This is a genomic window from Cellvibrio sp. ATLC23 (genome assembly GCF_057196725.1).
Map to the genome: position 1 here is coordinate 121,658 of NZ_JBXUOS010000003.1, position 24,834 is coordinate 146,491.

Below are 24,834 nucleotides of genomic sequence, written 5' to 3' on the forward strand. Positions count from 1 at the left end.
AATTATTCGCTTAGTTCAGGCCAACAAACCGCAGAGAAATCAATTCAATCGCTTATCTATCCCATATCGGCTTACATGGGAAACCTTTGGTTGTCCGACACTAGGAATCGCGCAAAGTATCAACCGTTTTTGCAAGAAAACCTGCAGATTATTATGCGCCATCACATATGGAGTGAAGAAAACGGATGGATCAATGCAAAATTTAATCGCCAATGGAAACCCTGCGAACAAAAGGAGCAGGATGAGATATGCTTTAGTGTTAGCCCCGGCCACAACTTTCAACTGGCCTGGTTTCTACTGCGTTCACACGAGTGGAATTTTTTACCGAAAGAAGACCGCCAGTACTATCGCCAGCTAGGTGAGCACATCATAGACATCACCTTAGCCAAGCCAGTATGGGACAAAAAGAACGGCGGTTTTTTTGAAAATGTTAATCCAACAGATGACGCAGTTCTATCAGAAAAAAAATCCTGGTGGCAACACTCAGAAGCGCTGATTGCACTATCCTATGACACAGATCGTCACAGCGGCGAACTTGCCACTCTGGAGAGGTTTTATTTTGAACACTTTATTGATTACAAAATAGGTGGAGAGTTTTTTTATATTGATAAAAACAATCAACCTATTATGGATGAACTAAAAGGCAGCAAAGGCAAGTCTTCATACCACATTACCGAAGCAATACGCTATCTGCTTGACAACGATACCGCCCCAAAAACCATCGCACACAAAACTCATAACAGAGCGCCATAACAGATGCGCAAATAGAATGATTACCTTGGAATACTGTTCTTATGCGCATTTATTACGTCTTATCGCACATAAAAATATAGATCAAATAGTTCTAAAAAAAAGAAAAGTTTTTGCAACGAAATGAAATCGGTTACATATTTACAAATATTGACCCCTCTTAACCAGATCTAGAACTAGACTTCAATGCATGCTTCCCCCCTTCTGAGGGCAGCTCCGCATTCGCTTGGGACAGGGGAATGAAACACCGTCAAGGTCGCGCCTGAACTTCAAAACCTAGAATAAGCACGAGGCTTACATGACCCACTCTGCTCTATCCGCGGGCATTTCGCGCCGCGATACCATTAAACAACTTGCTCTAGCCTGTGGTTTGGCACTCTCGGCCAATTCACTATCAGCATTGGCGGCGAGTTTTACCCCACCAACGGATTTCACCCGCAGCAAAAAAACACTGCTCAATAGCGATCAATTAGCACTGGTGCGCGAGCTGGGTGAGATTATTATTCCCACTACCGATACCCCCGGCGCCATTGCCGCAGGCGTGCACGATTTTATTAATCACTTTGTTGCCTACTGTGCAAACCCCAGCGAACAGCAAGCACTGTTAAGCGGATTAAAACGCATCGATGAATCAGCCCAAGCACGGCTGAGTAAATCTTTTTTATCTGCCAGCAAAGACCAGCAAATCGAATTGCTCACCAAAATGGAACAAGCGAGCGATGGTTTTACCGCTGCTGACCGCAAGTTTTTTAAACAATTTAAAGCCTTGGTAACCTTTGGTTACTACACCTCGGAAATCGGCGCCACGCAAGAGTTGGCTTACCTCGCCATTCCCGGCGGCTACAAAGGTAATTTCAAATTCAAGGATGTCGGCAAAGCCTGGGCGCTGCCGCAATAAATCAATCATCTGGCCAGTGTGCACAGACATCCTAATTTGATCCGTTAACTTTTTTGCGAAGTCATCTCATGAATAAAAATATTTACATCATTAAAAGCAGCGAAATTTTTGATGCAATTGTCGTCGGCTCTGGTATTTCCGGTGGCTGGGCCGCCAAAGAACTAACTGAAAAAGGGTTAAAAACTTTAATGGTCGAACGCGGCCGTCCGGTTGAACATCGCAAAGATTATGTCGGCGAAGGCTTGAAACCCTGGCAGATGCCTTTTCGCGGCAGAGTTGAAAACAGCACTGTTGATGAGCAGCATTATGTGCAAAAAAAATGTTACGCCTTTAACGATGCCACCAAACATTTTTTTGGCAATGACAAAGACTATCCCTACAGCACACCCAAAGACAAACCCTTCGACTGGATTCGCGGCAATCAACTGGGCGGAAAATCCCTCATCTGGCATCGCCAATCCTATCGCTGGAGTGAACATGACTTTACCGCCAATGCGCGCGACGGCCACGGCGTGGACTGGCCCATTCGTTACAAAGATATTGAACAATGGTACGACCATGTCGAAGTTCATGCGGGCATTAGTGGTTCTGTAGAAAACAACCCTGCGCTACCCGATAGTAAATTTCTGCCACCGTTTGAAATGAATGCGGTCGAAAAAGAAATGAAAAAGCGCATCGAGAAAAAATGGAAAACGCGCAAACTTATTATGGGTCGCACTGCGCATTTATCGGTGCCCGCTCCACATCACACCGCGCAGGGGCGCATTCAATGTCAGGCGCGTAATGAGTGCCAAAAAGGCTGCTCGTTCGGTGCTTATTTTTCTACCCAAAGCTCAACACTGCCTGCGGCGCTGGCCACTAATAATTTAACCATTGCCACCAACAGTATTGTGCACAGTGTTATTTACGATCCAAAGACCAATCGTGCTACCGGTGTGCGGGTAATCGATGCAGAAACACTGGAGACACGTGAATATTTTGCCAAAGTGATTTTTCTCTGCGCTTCCACACTCGGCACAACACAAATCATGCTCAACTCGGTGAGCGAAAGTTTTCCTACCGGTATCGCCAATTCCTCTGGCGCACTCGGCCATTATTTAATGGATCACCTTTACGGCGCGGGCGCATCTGGCCGTGTTGAAGGTTTTGAAGACGAATATTATTCCGGCCGCCGCCCCACGGGTTTGGTGATGCCACGCTTTACTAATTACAGCGAAATGAATCCCAACTTCCTGCGCGGTTATCAATTAACGGGCAGTGCAATGCGCGAAGGCTGGGATCAATTTAGTGAGCGCGACGGTTTTGGCGCAGACTACAAAAAAGCGATTCGCAGCGCAGGCAGCTGGATATTCAATTTGGGCGGCTCGGGTGAAATGCTGCCGCGTTATGAAAACCAGGTTTCCCTGCACCCCACATTAAAAGACAAATGGGGCATGCCGCAATTGCATATCGAGTGCGACCTTTCCGAAAACGATTGGAAAATGTTTGAAGATATAGCCGATACCTGTGCCGAAATTTTAGAAGGCATTGGCGTAAAAGATATAACTAAAAAAATCGAAGCTAAAAAAGATTGGCATCCCGGCCTCGCCATTCACGAAATGGGTACTGCGCGCATGGGGAAAGATCCAAAAACGTCCGTACTCAACGGCTGGAATCAGGCGCACGATGTACCTAACCTATTTGTCACCGATGGCTCTTCCATGGCATCTTGCGCCTCGCAAAATCCATCGCTGACTTATATGGCGCTTACCGCACGCGCCGCCGACTATGCAGTGCAACAACTGAAACTCGGAAAAATCTAGCAAAAAAACCATAACTACAGCACTAACAACACATATCCCAAAGGCAATAAAAAGGAACTCGACATGAAATTATCTAACACCATCAAAGCCATCACTATGGCCGCAATTGCTAGCGTCAGCATGGCAAGCTTTGCCGCCGATGTTGCACCCACCTCACCACAGCTGAGTGTGCAACTCTGGTCAGTGAAAGATGCTGTTGCAGCCGACTTTGAAGGCACCTTAAAACAACTCAAGGCCATGGGTTTTGATGGTGTAGAGTTTGCCGGAAACTTTGGTGCGTACGAAAAAGACCCCAAGGGTTTAAAAGCATTTTTGGAAAAGACCGGTTTGAAAGCATCGGGCGCACATGTGCATTTTGATAAATTGTCGCCTGAAAATTTTGATGCAACAGTCGCGTTTTACAAAGCCATCGATTGCAAATATCTAATTATCCCTATGGATAATCGCGCTGCAACACCCGAAGGCGCGAAACAAGTCGCCGCCGATTTGGACGCAGTCCAAAAGAAATTGGCAGCCCACGGCATGCACACTGGCTATCACAATCACACCGTAGAAATGCTCGGCGAGATGGGCAAAACTCCTTGGGATGTGATTGGTATCAATACTGAAAGTGATGTAATTTTGCAGCAAGATGTAGGTTGGACTGAAGTAGCAGGTAAAGATCCAATCGCGTTTATTAAAGCCTATCCAGGGCGCACTATTACCACCCACTACAAAGCGTCCGCACCTGCGGAAGGCAATACTGAGCATCCGATCATTGGGCAAGACACGACTGATTGGAAAGCGCTGATTGAAGCCAATAAAACCTACGGCGGCACACTTTGGTTAGTGGTAGAGCAAGAGTCTTATCCAAAAGACATGAGCCCAATGCAAAGCGTTGAAGCATCACTCAAAGGTTTACAAAAAGTCATTGCCGAGATGAAATAACACTCTTTATTGATACACAATCAAAAACCGCTGCCAAATGAATACTGGTAGCGGGTTTGTTTTTAACAGCACAGGTTAAAGAGTTGATAGACACGAGAATAAATATGAAAAAATTAACATGCTATGGTTTGTTATTAGGTCTTATTTTTGCACCCGCACTCTGGGCAGCGAGTGCGGACCTCAGTCAACTTCCACTTCATATTGGCGGGCGAGTGCTCGTAGAAACTAATAGCGACGGCAATAAAACCTATGAATACTCCTGGCCATCTATTTATTTTGAAACCGCATTTAAAGGTGATTCACTTACACTCAAATTTGATGATGACCAAAATAACTTTCAATTAATAGTTGATAATGGCTCGCCTATCACCATCAAAAAGCCCGGCAAAAATGATTTTGTGGTGCAAGATCTTACTGCGGGAAAACATTATGTAAGACTGGAGAAAATCAGCGAAACCCAATCCAGCAGCGGTCGCTTCCTCGGATTTTATAGCGATGACAAGCCATTAAAACTAAACACCAGACAACGCCAAATAGAATTTATCGGCGACTCCTACACCGTCGGTTACGGCAATATCTCACCTAGCCGTGAATGCAACAATGAACAACTGTTTGAAACCACCAATTCCCAATTGGCATTTGGCCCTTTGATCGCGAAACACTTTAATGCGGACTATCAAATCAACGCGTCTTCCGGTTTTGGCATAGTACGCAATTACAACGGCCACTCACCGGACAAAAACCTGATTGGCCTGTACCCATTCACTTTGTATAACAACAATTACATCTACCACAGCGACTGGCAGCCAAAAGTGATTGTGATAGGTTTGGGCACTAACGATTTTTCCACCAAAATCAACGATGGCGAACGCTGGAAAACACGCGAAGAACTGCAGCAGGATTACGTCAAAAAGTATGTGGAGTTTGTAAAATTCTTACAACGTAAAAACCCCAAAGCCCAATTTATCTTAATGGCATCAACCAATGCTGAAAATGAAATTGCGAATCAAATGACCAATGTGCTTGAACAGCTAAAATCCTCCGACATGAAAAATATCGATTCCATTATTTTCAGCGGCTTGGATTTCCAAGGCTGCCATTGGCACCCGTCAAAAAAAGATGATGAACTACTAGCGGAGTTGATTATCAAACATATAACGAAAAACAAAATCTGGTAACTTTAAAAAAGCCGCTGGCAAAACCAGCGGCGTTTTTTTATCTTCAAGCTAAAAAATACTTTAAGCTTTTGTACCCAGCGGCAATTTAGTCACAGGTTTTCCGGTAGCCGCAAATAACGCATTTGCCACAGCGCCTGCAATGGGCGGCAAACCCGGTTCGCCGACGCCTGACGGCATTTCTGCCGAAGGAACTATGTGTACTTCTATGTTTGGCATAGCGTTGATGCGCATGAGTTGATATTGGTGATAATTCGTTTGTTCGACCACACCATTTTTTAAGGTGATAGCTTCGCCTAGCGCTGCGCTTAAACCCATGCCGATTCCACCTTCCATTTGCGCACGAATCACATCAGGTGTTACAGCAACACCACAATCAACAGCACACACTACGCGTTCAACTTTAAACGTTTTATCGGCATTCACTCGCACTTCAGCGACTTGTGCGACCCAGGTTCCAAAAGACTTATGTACGGCAATGCCACGGCTTACACCCTTAGGCAACGCTTTTTTCCAATTTGATTTTTCTGCAGCAAGATTTAGTACACCTAATGCACGGGGCTCTTTAACCAATAATTCGCGGCGAAAAATAACCGGATCTTTTTTGGCTGCCTTGGCGAGTTGATCGACAAAAGTTTCCACCACAAATGCATTGCCGGAATGCCCCACTGAGCGCCACCAGAGTGTAGGCACTTTTACCGACAACTCAGTGCCCTGCACCTGCAAATGCGGGATTGTGTAGTGCATATCTTCAATGCCTTCAACTACAGTGCCATCGAGCGGGCCTCTTATCATGCCCTCAAAAGGCGTGCCGCGCAAAATCGATGGGGCTACCGCATGGTGCTGCCACACCAGCGCGCCCTCGTCTGTAACTGCGCCGCGAATGTGATGAACAGCCATTGGTCGATAACGCGCATTTAACATTTCATCTTCGCGCGTCCACACCATTTTTACCGCGCGCCCGGTCAGCTGTTTGGCAATAGCGGCAGCATCGAGCACATAATCACTCGCACAGGCGCGGCGACCAAAACTGCCGCCTGCGTAGAGCGTATTAATTTTTACCTGCTCCGGCTTTAAACCCAAAAGCTTGCCAACTTCATTTTGATCGATGGTAGGCATCTGGCAGGCGTACCACATTTCGCACTGGGTTTTATCGGCTTTTACGACGCAGTTGAGCGGCTCAATAGGCGCGTGCGCCAAGTAGGGCAATTCGTATTTGGCTTCGATAATATTTTTTGCCGCACTCAGGTTTGCTACTGCATCACCATTTGTTTTAGCAATGTGCCCGGTCTTTTCTGCTGCGGCATGAGCTGCAGCAAATAACGCTTCGCTGTCGCGAGTTTCACAAGCAGATAAATCCCACTCGATTTGCAATAATTTTCGCGCTTGATTCGCAGCCCAAAAACTTTTCGCAACAACTGCAACACCGCGCGGAATTTCCACTACGGCGACCACACCGGCAGCGGCTTTGGCTTTAGCAGCTTCGAGTTTTTTTACTTTGCCAAAAATTTGCGGCGGATAAGCAACCACGGCGGTGAGCATGCCGGGGAATTGAATATCCTGAGTGTAAACAGCGGTGCCATTCGTCTTTTCAAAACTGTCTTGACGCGGAATAGTTTTCCCTAGCAGCTGAAAATCTTTAGGATCTTTTAGCGCTGGTTTCTGTGGCGTGGGCATGGTTGCAGCCTTGCCAACCAACTGCTCAAAAGTGGCGTTTTTGGTTCCATGGTTTACTACACCTTTGCTGACCTGAATTTCACTGGCGGGAACTTTCCATTGCGCCGCTGCTGCGGACACTAACATAGCGCGCGCCGCTGCACCTGCCTCACGCAACTGCATCCAGGAGTTGGCGATTGATGACGAACCGCCAGTGCCTTGGGTTGGGCCCCAAAATAAATTGTTGTAGCGAGCAGCATCCGCAGGCGCAAATTCCCAATCCATTTGCTCCCAGCTTGCATCCAGCTCTTCTGCAACAATCGCCGCCAAACCTGTGCTAACGCCCTGCCCCATGTCCAGATGTTTTACCACCATAGTGACTTTGCTGTCGGGCGTAATTTTTATAAATGCGTTAAATACCGGTGCATCAAGCGCGCTGGATTTTTCTATTGTGCCGCCGGTTGTTGCGGCCGTTGCGCCGCCCGCGAGAAAACCACTGCCAATAATGAATCCGCCACCCGCGCCAACCGCCTGCAAAAATGTGCGGCGCGATACAACAGATGAGCCAGTATTTTGTTGGGCTTGAATAGCTTGTCGTTTAAGGAAGTTCATCAGGCTTTAACTCCCAGTTTTTCTGCGGCTTGATGAATCGCGCCGCGAATTCGATGATAGGTCGCGCAGCGGCACAGGTTTCCACTCATGGCCGAATCGATTTCGGCATCGGTAGGTTTTTTATTGTTTTGCAGCAGCGCCGTAGCCGACATGATTTGTCCTGACTGACAGTAACCGCACTGCACCACATCCAATTCGCGCCATGCTTGTTGCACTGCTTGAAAAGCAGGAGAGTCTATTCCCTCAATTGTTTCAATTTTGGCACCTGCCGCCGCAGAGATCGGCAAACTGCAAGAGCGTATCGGGCTGCCATTCATATGCACGGTGCAAGCACCACACTGCGCCATACCGCAACCTAATTTAGTGCCAGTCAGCTGTAATTCATCGCGCAGCGCCCAAAGCAAAGGCGTATCCGGGGCTATATCCAACTCGTGGGTTTTGCCATTAATTGTAAGCGAAATCATGGAGAACTCCTTGGCAATAAAGTAGTGAGATCGGCTGGCGTATCTATATCAAACTCAGCCGATGGCATGGCGACAGGAATAACCTGACTAGAACAATCTAACAATATTTTTTTTGCGCCCTGATCGCCACGGCATTGATACAACTGGGCCTTAAATTGCGCCGGAAAAATAGCGGGTACACCTAGGGTATTAGCAAAACTAGCGCAGGCAATCTGCTCGGGATTGCTGCACCAGCTGCGATACAGCGCACGCAAATCCTGCGCACTAATTAACGGCTGGTCGCCCAACATCACCAATACCGGATTATTGTTTTGCAAATATTTAATACCAAATGAGAGTGAATTCCCCACACCCAATTTCCACGCGGGGAATTCCAGTAACTCAATTGCGCGATCATTAATTTCTGTTGCATTTACGTCCAACTCAGGTAACGACTGCAACAGCTGGGAATAATAGGCGCCGCCTATAATCAAAATACGTTCCGGTTCAAGCGTTCGCGCCGCCGCAATGCAGGCAGCGAGTAGTGGCCGCCCCTGCCAATTAGCCAATTGTTTACAACCGCCAAAACGGCTCGCACTGCCCGCCGCAAGAATTAAACAATCGATAGCTGCATTGTTTGCGTTCATCGCGCCACCGCCATTAAGGCGTTGGCCTGATGACCAGTTGCACAACTCGACATCATTTCACTTAATGGTAGAGCACTACTGCCAAATATTTTTGCATGGCATTCAGCTAGCACCGATAGCGCAATACTTTCAGGCAAATCGCCACCCAATGCTAGCCCCATCGGCCCAGCAATGGGGTAACGTAATTGTGTTTCACTCAAACCGGCCACAGCCAAAACATCGGCTTTGCGTTTACTTGGGCCGAGTAAACCAATATAGGGGTTAATCATTTCGCGCTGCTGTAAAACCGCAATTGCCGCAGCATCCAAATTCATATTGTGATGCGCAATGACCAAGCCATCAATTTGTTGCAATAGATCACTGTGCAATTCCGCTGGCGATAAATTCAGTGCGTTAATAGCCGCTGGAAAATTTTCCCGCTTGGTAGCGTTTAAGCGCTGATCCGCCAATGTGACTCGCCAACCTAAGGTCAGCGCCAATTGGCACAAAGGAATAAGATCTACACCACTACCAAGAATTAATAAATGCGGCAGCGGATTAATTAACGTGGCTAGAATTTTTTTATCGCGCGCTGTTTCATCATGCACGGCAGAACTAAGTTGCATATGCCCCTGCTGGCGCTGTGAGAATTTTCGTGGGCAGGTTGTAAAAGTTGCATGGGCGTGGTCGAGCTGCAGTGAATAATCACAGGCTTGCTGTTGTTGTAAACAAGCCAATACAGCAGGTAACTGCAGATATTCATTAAGTAGATTGCAGGGATGCAACAAAATTTCCGCTGCGCCACCACAACCTATACCAAGTCGCCAAGCGATATTGCTATCGTCCGCTGCGTCGTAAATCACTCGGCGCGATTTACCCAGCGCCACCACTTTGCGCGCTTGCAATAGTAAATCTGATTCTATACAGCCACCGCTTAATAACCCTAATTGATGCCCGGCATCACTGAGCAACATAAGTGACCCGGTTTTACGGTAGACGGATCCGCGTGTATCAATCACCGCACCCAGCACCCAGTTAGCCTCGTTTTTCAGCGGCAACCAAGTGTTAAGCAAATGGTAAAAATGATTAGACATAAACAGGCATCCCTATTATTTCGCTTATCGGCCTACTCTGGCGATAGATAATCCCACCGACAGGCTGATAATGAAAGCGGGATTAACAAAACTAAACAGCCATCAAAAAAAGCATCCAGAATACTGAATGCTTTTTTCGCGATAACACAGGGAATAACTGCGGATATTTGGACAATAACGTTAAAGGCGAGAAGATTGAGGCTAAAGAAATTCAAATGAACCCAACACAACCTTTATAGATCGCGAAGGAATTTATGATTGATGACACCTAAGGAGCCATCATCATCAGGATTGGTTAATTCGATGAGAGTACGTTTGGCTAAATGCAAACGCATTAATCGTTCACCGAAGTGAGTTTTAAACAAGCGCTCCATCTGTCCATTTTCTTGTAAATACTTTAAACCCAAGGTCAAACGATCAGCCAACAATGATTGTTTGGGGCTAACATAAAAATAGACTGGCAAAGGCATATAGAGCAATAGCGTTTGCTCAGGCACCAGTTCATCAACCCGCTGTCCATCAATTTCATAATCATCATCAATTTCTATCACGCTTAATGGCACAAAGTGGTAGCGCCTACCGGCAAGCATTTTTAACAACATTGTCATATTAAGCGGCTCTGCCACAGAAAAGCCGTTGAATTTATAAACATGCCCCTCCCAGCCCTTACCGAACCCCATAGGTAACTTGCGCAATTCATCCAGAGTACCAATGCTGCTGAAGCGCACCTGATCCTCTTTTCTAATTAACAAAATGCGATAACCCATGACCCCATTTAACAAGGGCACTTCAACTCGAATTAATCCTTTACGCGGCCCTTTTTGACTCGGAAAGCCAACCAGACGATCCACATTGACCTTTTCGCCGTCCACCAACAAGTCGTGTTTGCGTTCTGAGCTCAACTGTTGCTGGGTGAACACCAATTGATACGGACCATAAGTTGCCTCAGTCACCTTGAGTGCCGACTCAATCACCGCCAGATAATACTCTTCACTAATTGAATTCGTGTTATTGCCGAGATATTTCACCAACATAGGTTCAACAGCGGATGCAGGCGCAGCTCGATGTAAGAATGCCGTCACCAGTAAGACAATGAATACGTTGGCATTGATTGATAGACAGGTCATAACACCCTCAACTGCAGTGCTTTATAAAGTTAAGACTAGCAGTAGTTTATTTTTACAGAGCGTCTATTTATGCATGAAAAGTGGCAAAACAATCACATGAAAGCATAACGAAGCGCCAGCTGGCGCAAACTGAGATAGCACAAATTTGATAACATTAGGCCTGTCTATTAGCTTTCAGGCAGCTCTCTATTGCCAATCAAGCTAGTGTAATTTTCACGGTAGTCATCCATATGTTCTTTGAGAAAATCGCGGTAGCGGCCAGTTAAATAATTGGTGGTGCCTTCCACATCTTCAGCGAATTCACTTTTATCCAGCGATGAATGCGCAACCACAAAAGCATTAAAGCGAGCTGCAGCATTTAACAGTGCTGCCGCAACCAAACCCGGGTCAGCGTTATCGCAAGCATCGTTGGCGGAATTAATAAAGCCTTCCACTAAATTCCAATACTGTTGCTCGTCATCGCTGTTGCTAATGTCGCTGCTGTTCGAATTCATGTTGTTATCGCTCATAAACTATTTCCAAGAATTAAGGATGTAATATTAAAAATGTAAAAATTAAGGATCTGATACTTGGGAGTCAACTACCGATGTGCGCAAACTGCGCAGGCGATTGCTGATGTCCGCCGCCAGTAAATTTAAGCAGGGCACCAAAATTAAAGTGACCACTGTGGCAAAGAGTACACCGAAGGCGAGTGAGATGACCATAGGGATAAGAAAGCGCGCCTGCACGCTCTGCTCCGCCATGATCGGCATCAAACCGATAAACGTAGTGAGCGAGGTTAACAAAATTGCACGAAAACGATCGCGCCCCGCCTGCACTACGGCTGCGTAAATATCCAAACCCTGCTGGCGCAATTGGTTGATGCGATCCAACAACACCAGATTGTCGTTCACCACTACACCGGCGCAGGCGATAAAACCGAGCATAGACAACATGCTCACTTCACGCCCCATCAGCAAATGGCCAATCACTGCGCCCATAAAACCAAATGGAATTGCAGTAAGCACAATCAGCGGTTGACCATAAGAGCGAAACACCACCGCCATCATCATATAAATTACCAATACCGCGAGTAAAAAACTCTGCAGTAACGATTGCTGAAAATCAGCTTGGTCGCGCATATTGCCATCGGGCTGCAAACTAAACCCGGAATACTGCCGCTGCCACTCCTGATAAAAACGTTCATTCATCGCGCGCACAATTGCTTGCGCATCACCCTCTGCACCTACACGCGCAGTCACGGCAATATTGCGTTTGCGGTCGCGCCGGTCAATCACGCTATAACCCGGTACAAACACCATTTCAGCCACTTCTAACAAGGGCACTTCAACACCGGTTGCCGTGCGAATTCGCATTTGATTAATTTGTTCCAAGCGCTGGCGATCTTCCACCGGATAACGCACCAGTACACGCACATCTTCACTGCCGCGTGGAATGCGCTGCGCCTCTTCACCGTAAAAACCCTGCCGCACTTGGCGCGCAACTTGATTGAGCGTAACACCGAGCATTTCAGCATTGGGTTTTAAGCGAATTTCCAATTCCGGACGCGTCGCCTCCAAACTGGTTTTTGCATCAAATACATGAGGATAAGCGGCCAGTGTGGTGCGCACCGCATCGGCCACGGCCTGCTGATCTTCAAAACGATTGCTATTAATACTCAGGTTCAAACGTATGTCATCGCCCGTGGCATTCAGGGTAAAATCCAAACGAAATTCTTTTGCTTCCGGTACATCGCCAATTAACGCCTGCCAGTGGCGGGTGACTTCATCGATTCCCACTTTGCGCGTTTGTGAATCCTCCAGTGCAACCGCCATATAAATATTGACGCCGTTGGCCCAGGTTTGCACTGCACGCACAAAATCGCCGCCATTTTTTTCACGCAGATCTTCATCTTCACGCAATTTTAACGCGGCATCTTGCACCTTGCGCATAATGCGCTGGGTTTCAAAAAAGGATGTACCCTCCGGCATGACCAGCCGCGCTTCTACTGAATCGCCCGGCACCTTGGGCATAAAACTACTTTTCAACCAACCACCAGCAAATAGCGCGAGTGATGCAGTAAACGCAAACACAAATCCAAGGATGGTGGCGTAGCGCGCGTTGAGCAAATTTTTCAGCAGTGGCACATAACAGGTTTCAATAAAGCCATCGAGTTTTGTCGCGATCCAACCGCGTAATTGATGCAAACGTTTGAGCGCAACATTTTTCGGTTCGCGTTCCGGCGCCATATGCGATAAGTGCGAGGGCAAAATCAACAGGGATTCAATCAGCGAAAAAACCAAACACAACAGCACCACTATGCCAATCGCGCGGGCAATCACCGCCATATTGCCCGGCACATCCAACATGGGCGCAAAAAATATCATGGTACTGGCAACCGAAAAAAACACCGGTACACTCACCAGTTTTGCACCGCTCGCCGCACTTGCTGCGCCGCGCAAACCGTGTTGCTGCCGCGAGTAAATACTTTCGCCAACAATAATCGCATCGTCCACGACTATGCCGAGCACCAATAAAAATGCGAATAGCGAAACCATATTAATGCTCACGCCCAGCGTTGGCAGCAGCCAGATTGCTCCTGCAAAAGCGGTGGCAATACCCACCGCAACCCAGATTGCAATCAGCGGGCGCAGAAATAACATCAATACAACGAGTACCAACAACAAACCGCTGAACGCATTACTCAATAATAAATCGAGGCGCGCTTCAAACAGTTTGGACATATCGCGCCAGATATCAATATGCACACCCGCCGGTAACACTGGTCGAATATCTTCAATATATTGTTTAACCGTTTTGGTCGCAGCGAGAATATCCGGGTCTTCTGAAATCGATAATTCCAAAAAGGCTGCAGGTTGGCCGTTGTATTGCGCCACCAAAGTCCAATCAGAAAAACCATCCTGAATACTGGCAATATCACCTAATAATAATTTAGAGCCATCGGCGCGGGTCAGCACGGGAATTTTGGCAAAGTCGTCAGCGGAATAGGCTTGATTGCGCGCCTGGATTTGAATATCGCCATCCATAGTGCGAATAGTACCCGCAGGAATATTAACGGAGGATTGGCGAATCGCCTGCGCAATTTGATCAAAACTTAATTGATAACGGCGCAAATTTTCTTCCGACACTTCTATGCCCATTTCATAGGGGCGAGTGCCATTGAGTTGCACCATGGAAATACCGGGTAAAAGCGCCAATTCATTGCGCAAATTCATGCCCGTTTCTTTTAGCGCAGCTTCATCCACATCACCATAGACCGCAATGCTCATTAATTGGCTGCGCCCGATTTGGCGGCTGGCGACAGGCCGCTCTACATCGGCGGGAAAACTATTGATGGCATCGATGCGGGTTTTAACATCGTTTAATATTTCTTGCGCGTCATAACCATCGGCCACTTCAATAGTGACTTGCGCATAACCCTGGCGGGATTTGGAGCTGATGGCATAAATCCCTTCCAAATCAGCAACGGCTTCTTCAATACGGATCGCAATTTGTTGCTCTACTTCCGTTGGCCCGGCGCCGGGGTAATTCATATTCACTTGAATAATATTGCGCTCAACCATGGGGAATACTTCTTTGCTGAGCTGGTTAAAACTAAAAAAGCAACCCACAAAAATCAGCACCATTAATAAGTTGGCGGCAACTTTATTTTCGATAAACCACTGAATGAGTCGGCTCATGGTTGGGTGGCCTCCGCAGCAAGATTAGTCGCCACTTCCGGCACCACTTGCGTGCCCGCCGTTAAATAACCCTGCCGCTCCAATACAATCGCCTGCTCCGGTTTGATATCGCCGGTAAACCACACCTGTTGCTCATCGCTACGCAAAATTTTCACGCTGTGAATCTGCACGCGATTATCAGCATCTAAACTATAAACCTGATCGCGCCGGAAAATAACGCTCTTGGGTAAGCGCATCACATTGGCGCTAGGCTTACCGATAATTTCAGCATTTACATACATTCCCATTAACAGCGGCACCGCATTTTTAACGGGATCAAACGGATCGGGAATTTCAACCACCGCATAAAACATGCGCGATTGCGGATCGAGACTCGCCTCGGTACGCGTTATTTTTCCTTTCCATTCATAGGCATTGCCCGCCACCACGCCGCGCAAGATAACATCGGGCAACTCCTGCTGCGGCTTACCAAAGGCGAGCGGCAAATTAATGAGTGATGCTTGTAAATCTGTGAGTGGCAAACGCACCAGTGCCGCCGCCGAATCGTACACAGTGGCAATGCGTGTGCCGATACCGACGTACTGCCCCAAATCCACCCAGGTAGTATTCACCCGCGCCGCAAAGGGCAATTGAATGCGGGTGCGCGCTAAATTTAATTGCGCCTGCTGCACACCGGCGCGCGCGGCCTCTACTTGCGCTTCTGCCGCGGCCAATTGCGGTTTACGCAGAAATAAATCATTGGCGTCTTTACTGCCCAACTCGTGCCACTGGCGCTGCGCCTGTTGCGCTTGGCCACGTTCAGTTGCAAGTGTTTTTTCCGCATCAAGCAACGCGGCTTTGGCGCGCACCAGCGCGATTTCATAATCGCGCGGATCTATTTGCACCAGCGTGGCACCCTTGGCAAAAAAACCACCGCTGGCAAATTGCTCTGACACCTGCACCAAACTGCCAGCCACTTGGCTGACCACATCAATTTGGCGACGCGGTTCTACACTGCCCTGCGCATTCACATTCACCGCCATGGTCTGCGGCTGCGCCAGGACGACTTTTACCTGAGTTTGCGCGATAGGTTTGGGCGCACGCGGTTGCGGGTTAGGTTTTAACAATACAATCGCAGCAATGAGTGTTACACCCAAGATAAGTACCCAAGCCACGGCAGGAATTCGGCGAAGTTGAGCTGCTAGAGTCATGTAAAAATTCTCACTTCCAATAAGAAAAACCCCTGCATCATAACAATGCAGAGGTTTATTAACTTATTTATTAATGATTAACACCCCTAGTCGCCGATATTACTGCACCGGCGCAAAGGGTTTGGCTTTAAAGTTAGTGCCGCGCAACTGCAACAGAAACTTGCCAGATTTTTTATTCAGCAACAAATTGTTATAAATACTGAGCAAATCTTTTTTAGTCACTTTTTGCAATGCAGCTAAATAGCGGTCGCGACGATCAAATTGATATTTACCTTGCCAAAATTCGCCAGTGTAGCGGTCAGCTTCGGCATAAAAATCCGTTGGCTTTTCCAACAGATTGGCAATCAAGGCTTGTTTTGCTTGTTCAATTTCTTGTTCATCGGTTGCGTTCAAGATTGCCAGATAATCCGCGCGGAATTTGTCCATACGGTTTTTTATGCCGGGCAAATCTGTATTGGAACTTTGTACCAGCATCACAAAACCGGGCACTTCATCCACCGCATAATTAAAACTGGTCACCACATAACCCAGTTGTTCATGGGTGCGCAGCTGCATAAAAAAGGCATTGCTAAACAATGAGTTTAATACCGCTAACTGCGCCTGCTCATCATCGGATTTTTTACTGCCAAACCAGGCTTGCAATACCGCACTATCGGCAAGTTCAACATCATCGCTGAAGGTTACTGCTTGCCCTACTGCAGGCGTTACATACTTATTTACAGCGCGAGCTTCAGGTAGACGCTTGCCCGGCAAGACCTGTGCCGCTTGCTCCGCCATTTCGCGCACTTGCGCTTCGCTGTAATTGCCCACGGCTAATAAGCGCAACAGTGGATCTGCTTTAATTTTCTGATGATAGGCGACCACGTCCGCCTTGGTCACCTTGTTGGCCGCCGCCAAAATAATGTCATCTGGCCATTGGGTTTTGTAAGTCAAACGCTGAGCATGGCCATACAACTGGCGAAATACATGATTCTTTTTCTTGTTCGCCATATTTTGCTGAAAGCTATCCATGGCTTCATTAAAATGTTTGTCACTAATATCCAACGTCACAAATTCCGTTAACATTTGCTGCAGCAATTGCGGATGCTTGTTGGTATAGCCGGACAAATAAAGCCCCTGACTATTTACATCCATCACCGAAGTGGAAATCCCTAAAGATGCACGCCCGGCGCGATCAGCCAGCGTCATAGTTTGTTTGGTATAAATCGCATTGACCAAATTCGCCAGTACCGCCTCTTTTGGTGAGTCGAGCGCAAAATCCACATTGATTTGCACTGACACACGGCCTTTGTCTTCACGATAAAACTCCGGGTGCGCCAAAAAGGCTTCGATGCCCGCTTGGGATACCACCGGATGGGGTTTGAGATAAGTATTTTCGACAATCGGCGCCTGCGTATCGGTAAACAAATCATTCAGCGGCGGCAGATTAAATTGATACTTGGCTTGCAACGCATTCCAACGTTTATATTCTTCCGCTGTGATATCGCGAATCGCATAGTGTCCATCAAAAAACGGCACTGGGGTCTCCGCTTTTTCAGCAGGGCTAACATGCCAAATACGCGCGCGTTTTTCATCGAGCTGTGTCAACACCGCTTTAATTGCCTTGGCGTCATAGCGCTCGTAAACATAATCCGCATTGATCAGGTTTTCGACCGGCAGATCAAATTGGGCCATAGCCAAACCGACTGCCTGCTGTAGCGGATCAGGCTTAGGTGCATTGGCAAAATCTTTACTGCGCATTGCCTGCAGCTCGCGATAATAATTTTGATCCAGACCTTTGCGTTTAATTAAATCTACATAGGAAAAAATGGCGGCGATAATTTCATCCTGTTTTTGCAAGCCGGCATCGGTTAAATCCGCCTGCACCCGCAAAAAACCATCTGGACCATAGGCTTCGGTATCAAAATAAGCTGACAGGGTTTTTACCAGCCCTTGAGCGCGCAACTGCTCGCCCAGTGTGCCCGGTTCCTCAGAGGTAAGTAAGCCATTGATAAATTCGTTGGGCTTCAACCGCCATTGGGCTTTGTTGGATTTCACCGGGAAATCCACATACAGCGCTTTCATATCCTTGATGGGTTTGTAGTGAATACTTTTACCCATTTCTGCTTTGGTTAAACCCGGCACGGTTACTTCAGGCAGAGTGACATTATTATTGCGGATGGACGCGAAATGTTTTTCGGCCAAAGCTTTTAATTCAGGCAGCGATTGTTTGCCCACCAGCGCCAACTTCATAATGTTGGCCGAGTAATAGGCATCGTAAAACTGTTTCATTTCTTCATTGAGCACTGAACCGGGCTTATCTTTCAACGTATCCAAGTTGCCAATGGTAAATTTGGAGCTGGGGTTTTTAGGGTTGGCGGTATAACCCTGCAACACATAAAGATTCCAGCCGTCCTGCGCTTTTTGCAGCGACCACTCGTTGTTAACGGCATTGCGCTCTTTATCGCTGAAGTGCGGATCAAAGGTCGGCTTTTTAAAATAATCGCTAAAGCGATCCAATGCCTCATCAAATTTTCCGGCATTGATTTGAAATAAATAGTTGGTTTTATCGTACGCGGTAAAAGCATTAGTCATACCGCCATTGGCTTGGGTGTATTTCATAAAGCCATCGGGTTCGGGATATTTTTCGGTGCCCAAAAACAACATGTGCTCTAAATAGTGCGCAAGCCCGAGCTGGTCTTCCGGATTGTGTGCGCTGCCCACACCAACGGCGAGCGAGGCAGAGGAGTTTTCCAGCGAGGGATCTGACACCAACACCACTTGCAAACCATTAGGTAACATCATCGCCGCGTATTGGCGATCATCATTCGGGCTTTTAATGATGGTGGCTTGTTCAATATTCTGTACGGCGGGCTTGAGATTGCTGGTAGATTCACAGCCCACCAAACTGATCCCGCCCAAGCCGATACCGCCCAGCAAGAGCACACTGAAGGCATAAGCCGAATAGCGCTTTAACATAGCCTGATTCCTTTTTTCCTTTGGAGTTAGAGTTTATTGTAGAGCGGGCAAAGCCTAACAGACTTTAACCCTGATCGCATCGCAGTGTTCACTTGTGCATATTGCGCCAATAGACCGGCCGGCTACTGAGAGTTTCCAGCGAAAGGCGCAGCAACAGGATTCAGCGTGGCGACAAAATGCCGCTGGCTTTGCATGGTTGCACCTGAACTCTCATCTCTCAATTCACGCTTTACCGTGATCAAACGCGAGCCCTGCTGACGATACTCGCTGTGAATTTCATTTTTAAATTGAAAACCGATCACAATAAATACTCGCCCTGAACCTTTTTCGGTCAACTGGCTGGCGAGTGGGACACCATTATCATCGATCCAAACTTGAAAGCGATTTTTGTATTTTTTAACATACTGACGAAACTCTTTATCAATTTTTTCCATCGGCATACTAAATGTGAGCAGGCGGGTTGGCCGACCGTTAAAGGTAACTGCTGTCTCGCTTACAAAGTGGTAGCGCCCCAACATTAATTCCATTTGCGCCGCCGGGTACAACAGCTCACGCCACTCCCAGTATTGAAATTGACCAACGGCATTCAGCGCGGAGTTTTTAACATTCTCATCTTCAATTTTTGCCAACTCTTCGGCATGTAGCTGAGCCGTTAATGCGGGCGAATAAACTGCATGCAGCCCATTTTTGCCATCTTCCAAACGCATTTCAATCAAACCTTCACGCTCGATCAGTTCATCGCGCTCGCCACTGCGGCCAAACAATTTAAATTGTGCATTAACAGCGATAGGCGCAGAAGATTTTAGCCGCGTTAATGCACTGCGAAAGTCAGCGAGACCATCGGCTTTTGCCGCAAGCGAAAGGCTCATTAAACAACCCATGATCACCATGGACGAGCAACCCGATAAAAATAGCCGTTTGATCATTAACATTCCTTTCCTATTATAAAAAACCAAGCATCATAAAAAACATCGACAGTTAAATCACAGTAACAATACCGGACACCTTGGGTTAGCCAAACATAGAGTCTGATCCCTAAGAAGAGTTCAACCACTAGTATTTTGAGTGCTAACCGGAACCTCCTTTGCGCCCATGACTATCAACCACAAGCAAATTCCAAATTCACCAAGCGTTCCGGGCAATCCAATCCAAAATGGAACCAACTCTTGCGAAAACATAAATTTCATGATGAATTCTGCCAAATATCCCAGACCACCGAGAGTTAATAAAATACCCAACACCCGAGGCAAGATTCCCGACCTCATTACTAAATAACCAAATGGAAACAACCAAGCCCCCCAGAAAATATTTGCGATTAATGTATTGTTGTTAAAAGACACCAATAAATACATCACCTGCGCTTCTAATAGTGCCCCCTCTATTGCAGCCAAATAGGAGTGACCGGAGAGTAACGTAAGCACATCGACAAGCTTTACCATATTGACCAAAGTCACCGGAATACTGATCAGCGCTAATATCACCATCAATATCGCCACCTCTCGATTAACCCACGCTAATAGTTTATAAAGCACTAGCGGTAAGAAAATAAAACACACAAAGCAAATTGCGTCGGCCAATACTCCCAAGCGAAAAAACATTTCTTGTGACTTAATCTGCGTTACGGTTGTCGCTGGGCTGGACCAATCAATTAACGTAGCGGGCATATAGACCAATCCAAAAATGCCGCTGATTATCAGTACGAGATAAACAAGCCCCGCCATTCTCGCTATGTTTGATGTCTTCATAATTCAAATATCCTTAAAAAATACAAGACTTAAAATATTAAACTTCGTAACGATTCTTCCGCAGCCAGATAACCGCACCCAGCAGCACCGCTACGACCAATCCATAGATGGCAACATCAGCAGAGTAGTTAAACGAAAAACTCACATTACCGTCAACACCATTACCAAACGACATCTGCATAACCTTACCGATGTTATTTAGATAGGTTTTGACTAGCTCATAGATATGGATATTGATTCCCAAAAAATAATTGAGAAAGCGATCCGCAACCAGAAGGATTAACGGAATAAAAGTAGCGCCTAAAAAAGGAGATTTTTTGGCATAGGCCGATGCCAGCATTGCCCAAGCAAACAACGGCAATATAAGCGGCACTAAACCAATGCTGCCAAATAGATAATTACCCAGTAATGGCAGTGCCTGCAGTGCAGTGACAAATTGCCCAAAATCACCCAGCCACAAACAAACCACCAACAATAACATCATGCTCGTTAACGCATTCATTGCCAAGGTCAACAAGGGAACACTCACCATCACCACCACTAACTTAATCAACACATTAAATTGCTCACTCACTGGCATTGAGCGCCAAAATAAAATATCGCGGCTTTTACGATCAGAAAACAAACAAGACGTACTGTAGTACAAAGTCAAAAACACACTGACAATAGTAAAAAACCACCAGCCCATAAACTGCTGCAAGGCAATAATAAAACCAACAACATCTTTGTTTTCAAAATTGATTTTAAATCCACTGCCTGCGTCATTCGGCTTTAAGAAGCTCTGAAAGTGCGGATCCAACAATTTGATGCCCGAGCCATTGTTATGGTTGATGGACGGATCGCTAATAATGACCAACACCCAAAAACTAGCGATGAGCAATACACACACCAAGGGCAAAAATACAAACAGGCTACGGTGCTCCCAGTATTCACGCTTCATTTGCACCACTAAAAGTTTCCCTAACATTACGCAACCTCCTTCGCTAAATGCTGCGGTTTTATTTTGGCAACAAATAATTCGCTTAAACTTGGTGTTGTGAGTTGCCCTAGTTGGGCAAGAGATTCGCGCTGCTGCTCATTGGGTTCAAACAACATACTAAAACCACCCAACAAGCGACGACTATGAATAGGGTTATGCGCCAAGGCATGCTCCTTGTAATTAGCACCGACTTGTAACTCCACATATTGCGTAGCTATTTGCTCCATACTCGCATCCAATACAATATTGCCCTGATTGATAAATACCAAATCAGTTAGGATGGTTTCGATCTCCTCCACTTGATGAGTGGTAATTAATATAGTTTTTTGCCCATCGAAATAATCGTTCAACAAGTTTTCATAAAATTGCTTGCGGTAGAGAATATCCAAACCCAGTGTCGGCTCATCCAATACCAGCAGCTCGCTATCAATCGCCATAATTAAGGAAAGGTGCAGTTGGGTAATCATACCCTTGGAGAGCGAACTAACTTTATCGCTTAACGCGATGGAAGTTTCCGCAAGATACTTTAGGCATTGGGCGCGACTGAAACGCGGGTGGACGCCTTCTGTATATGCAATTAACTCACTCACCCTAATCCATTGCGGCAATATGGCAGTATCGGCAATAAAAGAAACTCGCTCCAATAACTTCACCCGCTCACGTTGCGGATTCATCCCTAATACACTCAACTCACCAGCCACCGGCGCCAACCCTAGAATCCCTTTTAGAAAACTGGTTTTGCCCGCGCCATTCGGGCCAATCAGACCAACAATTTTTCCTGGGCTCACACCAAGATTAATATTATCGAGTGCGATTTTTTTGCCATAGTGCTTGCTGACACCCCGTGCGCTAATGACCTGATTCATTTTATTCTCCTTGTGCTGACTGCAAGGCAGCAATCAATTCTTTTTTGGTGATGCCTAGTTGTCGCATGCGCAGTAAAAGTGCAGGCACCTCAGTAGTAATAAATTTTTCTCTTTCCATCGCGTGTAATTTTTGCTGCGCATTAGGCAGCACATACATGCCCATGCCACGTCGTGCCTCTACCAAATCCATATCCACCAACTCCTGATAAGCCTTGCTCACCGTAATATGGTTAATTTGATAATCACTCGCTACCTGACGCACTGATGGCAGAGGGTCACCTTCTTTAAATGCGCCCGACAAAATAAGCGCGACAACTTTTTCGCGCAATTGCCGATAAATCGGTTGGTCATCATTCCAATTCATGCTTCACACTCCTATTCGGCCTTGGCATATCTGGAGTTTTGGTGCACACCAAATTCATTCCAATAATGCCGATATAGGTAGCGCCAAGGAATGGCAACGGGAGTTAATACAATACCCATTGCGCAAGCAAACACTACACCTGTCGCATACTCATCAAGCCCGGTATGCAACCAAACTGGCAGGGCATAGAACAGCACCCACATGGTTTTCCAGACCAGCTCAAAAATTAAAATGGGCAACATCTGTAGCGGATAACGCAACCCAACAAAGGCAAGAAGACTAAATGCCCCCAAAATGGATTGAATAACAGAGTGAGAATCAGCCACTCGCTCGGCTGGCGCCATTATCGCTGGCCAGATGGTCAAGCCTAAGCCGACGGCAATTAACAGATACATCGCCCGCAATAGGTACAACTGTACTTTTGTTACACCGGTCATCTTCTTCCTCCTGAAGTGATAAGTTTGACACTGCAATAGTGATATACAAAACCATAACACCAAAACAGGATATAGCAATAGACACGAAGCTAATCACCAATTTAAGGTTTTGCAAGCAGCTGCCTAGCTGACTATGCTATGCACACGGCAAGGCCTACATGTTGAGTCGCGGCCATCACCAATGGATAGATGTTATGAATCCCCTCTCTTTTCCCGCCTTAGGGAAATACATGGATCTGCTGGTCGACACGCTCTGTGTTGTCGATAAAAACGGGCATTTTTTGTATGTCAGCCCCAGCGCTGAACAGATTTTTGGTTATAGCCAAGCAGAGATGATGGGCAAACAAATGCTGGAGCTAGTGCACCCGGATGATCGCCACCTCACCCTGCAAACCGTCGACAAGATTATTGCGGGAGAACCGCAACCGCATTTTGAAAATCGCTACATTCGTAAAGATGGAGAAATAGTACACATCATGTGGTCGGCGCGCTGGTCGGAAAAAGATCAGTACCGCGTAGCCGTAGCGCGCGATATCACCCGACGCAAACAGGCAGAATCAGCGCAACAAGCCGTATTTGCAATTGCCGAAGCATCCCACGACGCGCAGGATTTACCCACACTCTTCGCGCAAATTCACAAAATTATTAGCGAACATTTACCGGCCGATAATTTCTCGGTAGCGCTGCGCGATAAAAACTCCGGCTTTGTTAGCTTTCCCTACTCACGGGAGCAGGTGGTTGTTTCCTTTGGCAACGACGGGAGAGACACTGCAAACCAATTGTTGGCGCAAGTACTGAACACCAATGAAGCCCAACTTTATAACGCGCCCCATGAGCGTCAGGCATTGCAGAGTTGGCTGGGGGTTCCTTTAAAATCCCACACCGGCGTGTTGGGCGCTTTAGTATTGAAAAGCTTTTCCACCACATACCATTACAGTCAAAAAAATACTGAACTGCTGCAATTTGTATCGACCCAAATTGCCGCTGCCATCGAACGCAAACAAATGATGGCGCGCTTGGAGCATCTTGCACTCTACGATCAGTTAACTCGCTTACCCAATCGCACCTTATTTTATGATCGTATTCATTCGGCCATGGCCCGCGCAAAACGCACCAAGGGAATTTTCTCCCTGCTGTATTTGGATTTGGATAAATTCAAAGCCGTGAACGATACCTATGGCCACAATATTGGCGATTTATTATTGGAACAGGCTTCACGCCGTTTGGAGCACTGCGTGCGCGAGTGCGACACGATTGCGCGCTTTGGCGGCGATGAATTTGTCATATTGCTGGAAAATATTGATCGGCCAGAACAAAGTACTGCAGTGAGCGATAAAGTGTACGCCTCACTCAGTCAACCATTCACCCTTGCCGAACACAATGTGACCATTTACCCAAGCATTGGTATTGCGCATTTCCCCGAGCATGGCAACAACGAAAAAGACCTGTTGCGCCATGCTGATGCGGCTATGTATCAAAATAAAAAACAGCAATAACTTATTCGG

General features: G+C 46.7%; 21 protein-coding genes. 6 read left to right on the forward strand and 15 right to left on the reverse strand.

What is annotated here, in order from left to right; all coding sequences use genetic code 11:
* The first annotated feature begins 129 nt into the window (after positions 1-129).
* The 5 genes from AC2CG4_RS06090 to AC2CG4_RS06110 all read left to right on the forward strand — a co-directional run bounded on the left by AC2CG4_RS06090 (position 130) and on the right by AC2CG4_RS06110 (position 5,555).
* The gene (locus AC2CG4_RS06090; RefSeq protein ID WP_484485402.1) at positions 130-753 is read left to right on the forward strand and encodes an AGE family epimerase/isomerase; all 624 of its coding nucleotides are present in this window, start codon (positions 130-132) and stop codon (positions 751-753) included.
* A 295-nt stretch (positions 754-1,048) separates the two neighbouring features.
* On the forward strand, positions 1,049-1,648 hold the full coding sequence (locus AC2CG4_RS06095; protein ID WP_484485403.1) for a gluconate 2-dehydrogenase subunit 3 family protein: 600 nt from the start codon (positions 1,049-1,051) through the stop codon (positions 1,646-1,648).
* 68 nt (positions 1,649-1,716) lie between these two features.
* A complete protein-coding gene (locus AC2CG4_RS06100; protein WP_484485404.1) occupies positions 1,717-3,450 on the forward strand; it encodes a GMC oxidoreductase in 1,734 nt (577 codons plus the stop codon).
* A gap of 63 nt (positions 3,451-3,513) precedes the next feature.
* Positions 3,514-4,377, forward strand: a complete 864-nt coding sequence (locus AC2CG4_RS06105) for a sugar phosphate isomerase/epimerase family protein (RefSeq protein WP_484485405.1) — start codon at positions 3,514-3,516, stop codon at positions 4,375-4,377.
* A gap of 104 nt (positions 4,378-4,481) precedes the next feature.
* On the forward strand, positions 4,482-5,555 hold the full coding sequence (locus AC2CG4_RS06110; protein WP_484485406.1) for an SGNH/GDSL hydrolase family protein: 1,074 nt from the start codon (positions 4,482-4,484) through the stop codon (positions 5,553-5,555).
* A gap of 60 nt (positions 5,556-5,615) precedes the next feature.
* On the opposite strand, the gene AC2CG4_RS06115 is transcribed toward AC2CG4_RS06110, so the two are convergent.
* From AC2CG4_RS06115 to AC2CG4_RS06185, 15 genes are all read right to left on the reverse strand, one after another.
* Complete coding sequence (locus AC2CG4_RS06115) at positions 5,616-7,820, reverse strand: xanthine dehydrogenase family protein molybdopterin-binding subunit (RefSeq protein ID WP_484485407.1); 2,205 nt, start codon at positions 7,818-7,820, stop codon at positions 5,616-5,618.
* Positions 7,820-8,284, reverse strand: a complete 465-nt coding sequence (locus AC2CG4_RS06120) for a (2Fe-2S)-binding protein (RefSeq protein WP_484485408.1) — start codon at positions 8,282-8,284, stop codon at positions 7,820-7,822. Before AC2CG4_RS06120 ends, AC2CG4_RS06115 begins: the two co-directional genes overlap by 1 nt.
* Positions 8,281-8,910, reverse strand: coding sequence for a nucleotidyltransferase family protein (locus tag AC2CG4_RS06125; RefSeq protein WP_484485409.1), 630 nt, complete (start codon positions 8,908-8,910; stop codon positions 8,281-8,283). Before AC2CG4_RS06125 ends, AC2CG4_RS06120 begins: the two co-directional genes overlap by 4 nt.
* Positions 8,907-9,983: an XdhC family protein gene (locus tag AC2CG4_RS06130; RefSeq protein WP_484485410.1), complete on the reverse strand. Its 1,077-nt coding sequence runs from the start codon at positions 9,981-9,983 to the stop codon at positions 8,907-8,909. Before AC2CG4_RS06130 ends, AC2CG4_RS06125 begins: the two co-directional genes overlap by 4 nt.
* Positions 9,984-10,216: 233 nt before the next feature.
* Positions 10,217-11,110, reverse strand: a complete 894-nt coding sequence (locus AC2CG4_RS06135; protein ID WP_484485411.1) for a hypothetical protein — start codon at positions 11,108-11,110, stop codon at positions 10,217-10,219.
* 167 nt (positions 11,111-11,277) lie between these two features.
* The gene (locus AC2CG4_RS06140; RefSeq protein WP_484485412.1) at positions 11,278-11,619 is read right to left on the reverse strand and encodes a DUF3144 domain-containing protein; all 342 of its coding nucleotides are present in this window, start codon (positions 11,617-11,619) and stop codon (positions 11,278-11,280) included.
* A 45-nt stretch (positions 11,620-11,664) separates the two neighbouring features.
* Positions 11,665-14,790, reverse strand: a complete 3,126-nt coding sequence (locus AC2CG4_RS06145) for an efflux RND transporter permease subunit (protein ID WP_484485413.1) — start codon at positions 14,788-14,790, stop codon at positions 11,665-11,667.
* On the reverse strand, positions 14,787-15,980 hold the full coding sequence (locus tag AC2CG4_RS06150; RefSeq protein ID WP_484485414.1) for an efflux RND transporter periplasmic adaptor subunit: 1,194 nt from the start codon (positions 15,978-15,980) through the stop codon (positions 14,787-14,789). The genes AC2CG4_RS06145 and AC2CG4_RS06150 overlap by 4 nt, the downstream gene beginning before the upstream one ends.
* A gap of 99 nt (positions 15,981-16,079) precedes the next feature.
* Complete coding sequence (locus AC2CG4_RS06155) at positions 16,080-18,938, reverse strand: insulinase family protein (RefSeq protein ID WP_484485415.1); 2,859 nt, start codon at positions 18,936-18,938, stop codon at positions 16,080-16,082.
* A 122-nt stretch (positions 18,939-19,060) separates the two neighbouring features.
* Entirely contained in the window at positions 19,061-19,864 is an 804-nt protein-coding gene (locus AC2CG4_RS06160) for a hypothetical protein (protein ID WP_484485416.1), read from the reverse strand.
* 120 nt (positions 19,865-19,984) lie between these two features.
* Positions 19,985-20,683, reverse strand: coding sequence for a DUF4386 domain-containing protein (locus AC2CG4_RS06165; protein ID WP_484485417.1), 699 nt, complete (start codon positions 20,681-20,683; stop codon positions 19,985-19,987).
* 37 nt (positions 20,684-20,720) lie between these two features.
* A complete protein-coding gene (locus tag AC2CG4_RS06170) occupies positions 20,721-21,650 on the reverse strand; it encodes a hypothetical protein (protein WP_484485418.1) in 930 nt (309 codons plus the stop codon).
* Positions 21,650-22,528 carry an ABC transporter ATP-binding protein gene (locus AC2CG4_RS06175; protein ID WP_484485419.1) on the reverse strand — a complete coding sequence of 293 codons (879 nt, stop codon included), beginning with the start codon at positions 22,526-22,528 and terminating at the stop codon, positions 21,650-21,652. The genes AC2CG4_RS06170 and AC2CG4_RS06175 overlap by 1 nt, the downstream gene beginning before the upstream one ends.
* Position 22,529: 1 nt before the next feature.
* Entirely contained in the window at positions 22,530-22,892 is a 363-nt protein-coding gene (locus AC2CG4_RS06180; RefSeq protein ID WP_484485420.1) for a GntR family transcriptional regulator, read from the reverse strand.
* Between the two features lie 11 nt (positions 22,893-22,903).
* Positions 22,904-23,329, reverse strand: coding sequence for a hypothetical protein (locus tag AC2CG4_RS06185; protein ID WP_484485421.1), 426 nt, complete (start codon positions 23,327-23,329; stop codon positions 22,904-22,906).
* A 194-nt stretch (positions 23,330-23,523) separates the two neighbouring features.
* Between AC2CG4_RS06185 and AC2CG4_RS06190 the strand changes: the two genes are divergently transcribed.
* The gene (locus AC2CG4_RS06190) at positions 23,524-24,825 is read left to right on the forward strand and encodes a diguanylate cyclase domain-containing protein (RefSeq protein ID WP_484485422.1); all 1,302 of its coding nucleotides are present in this window, start codon (positions 23,524-23,526) and stop codon (positions 24,823-24,825) included.
* The last annotated feature ends 9 nt before the right edge of the window (positions 24,826-24,834 follow it).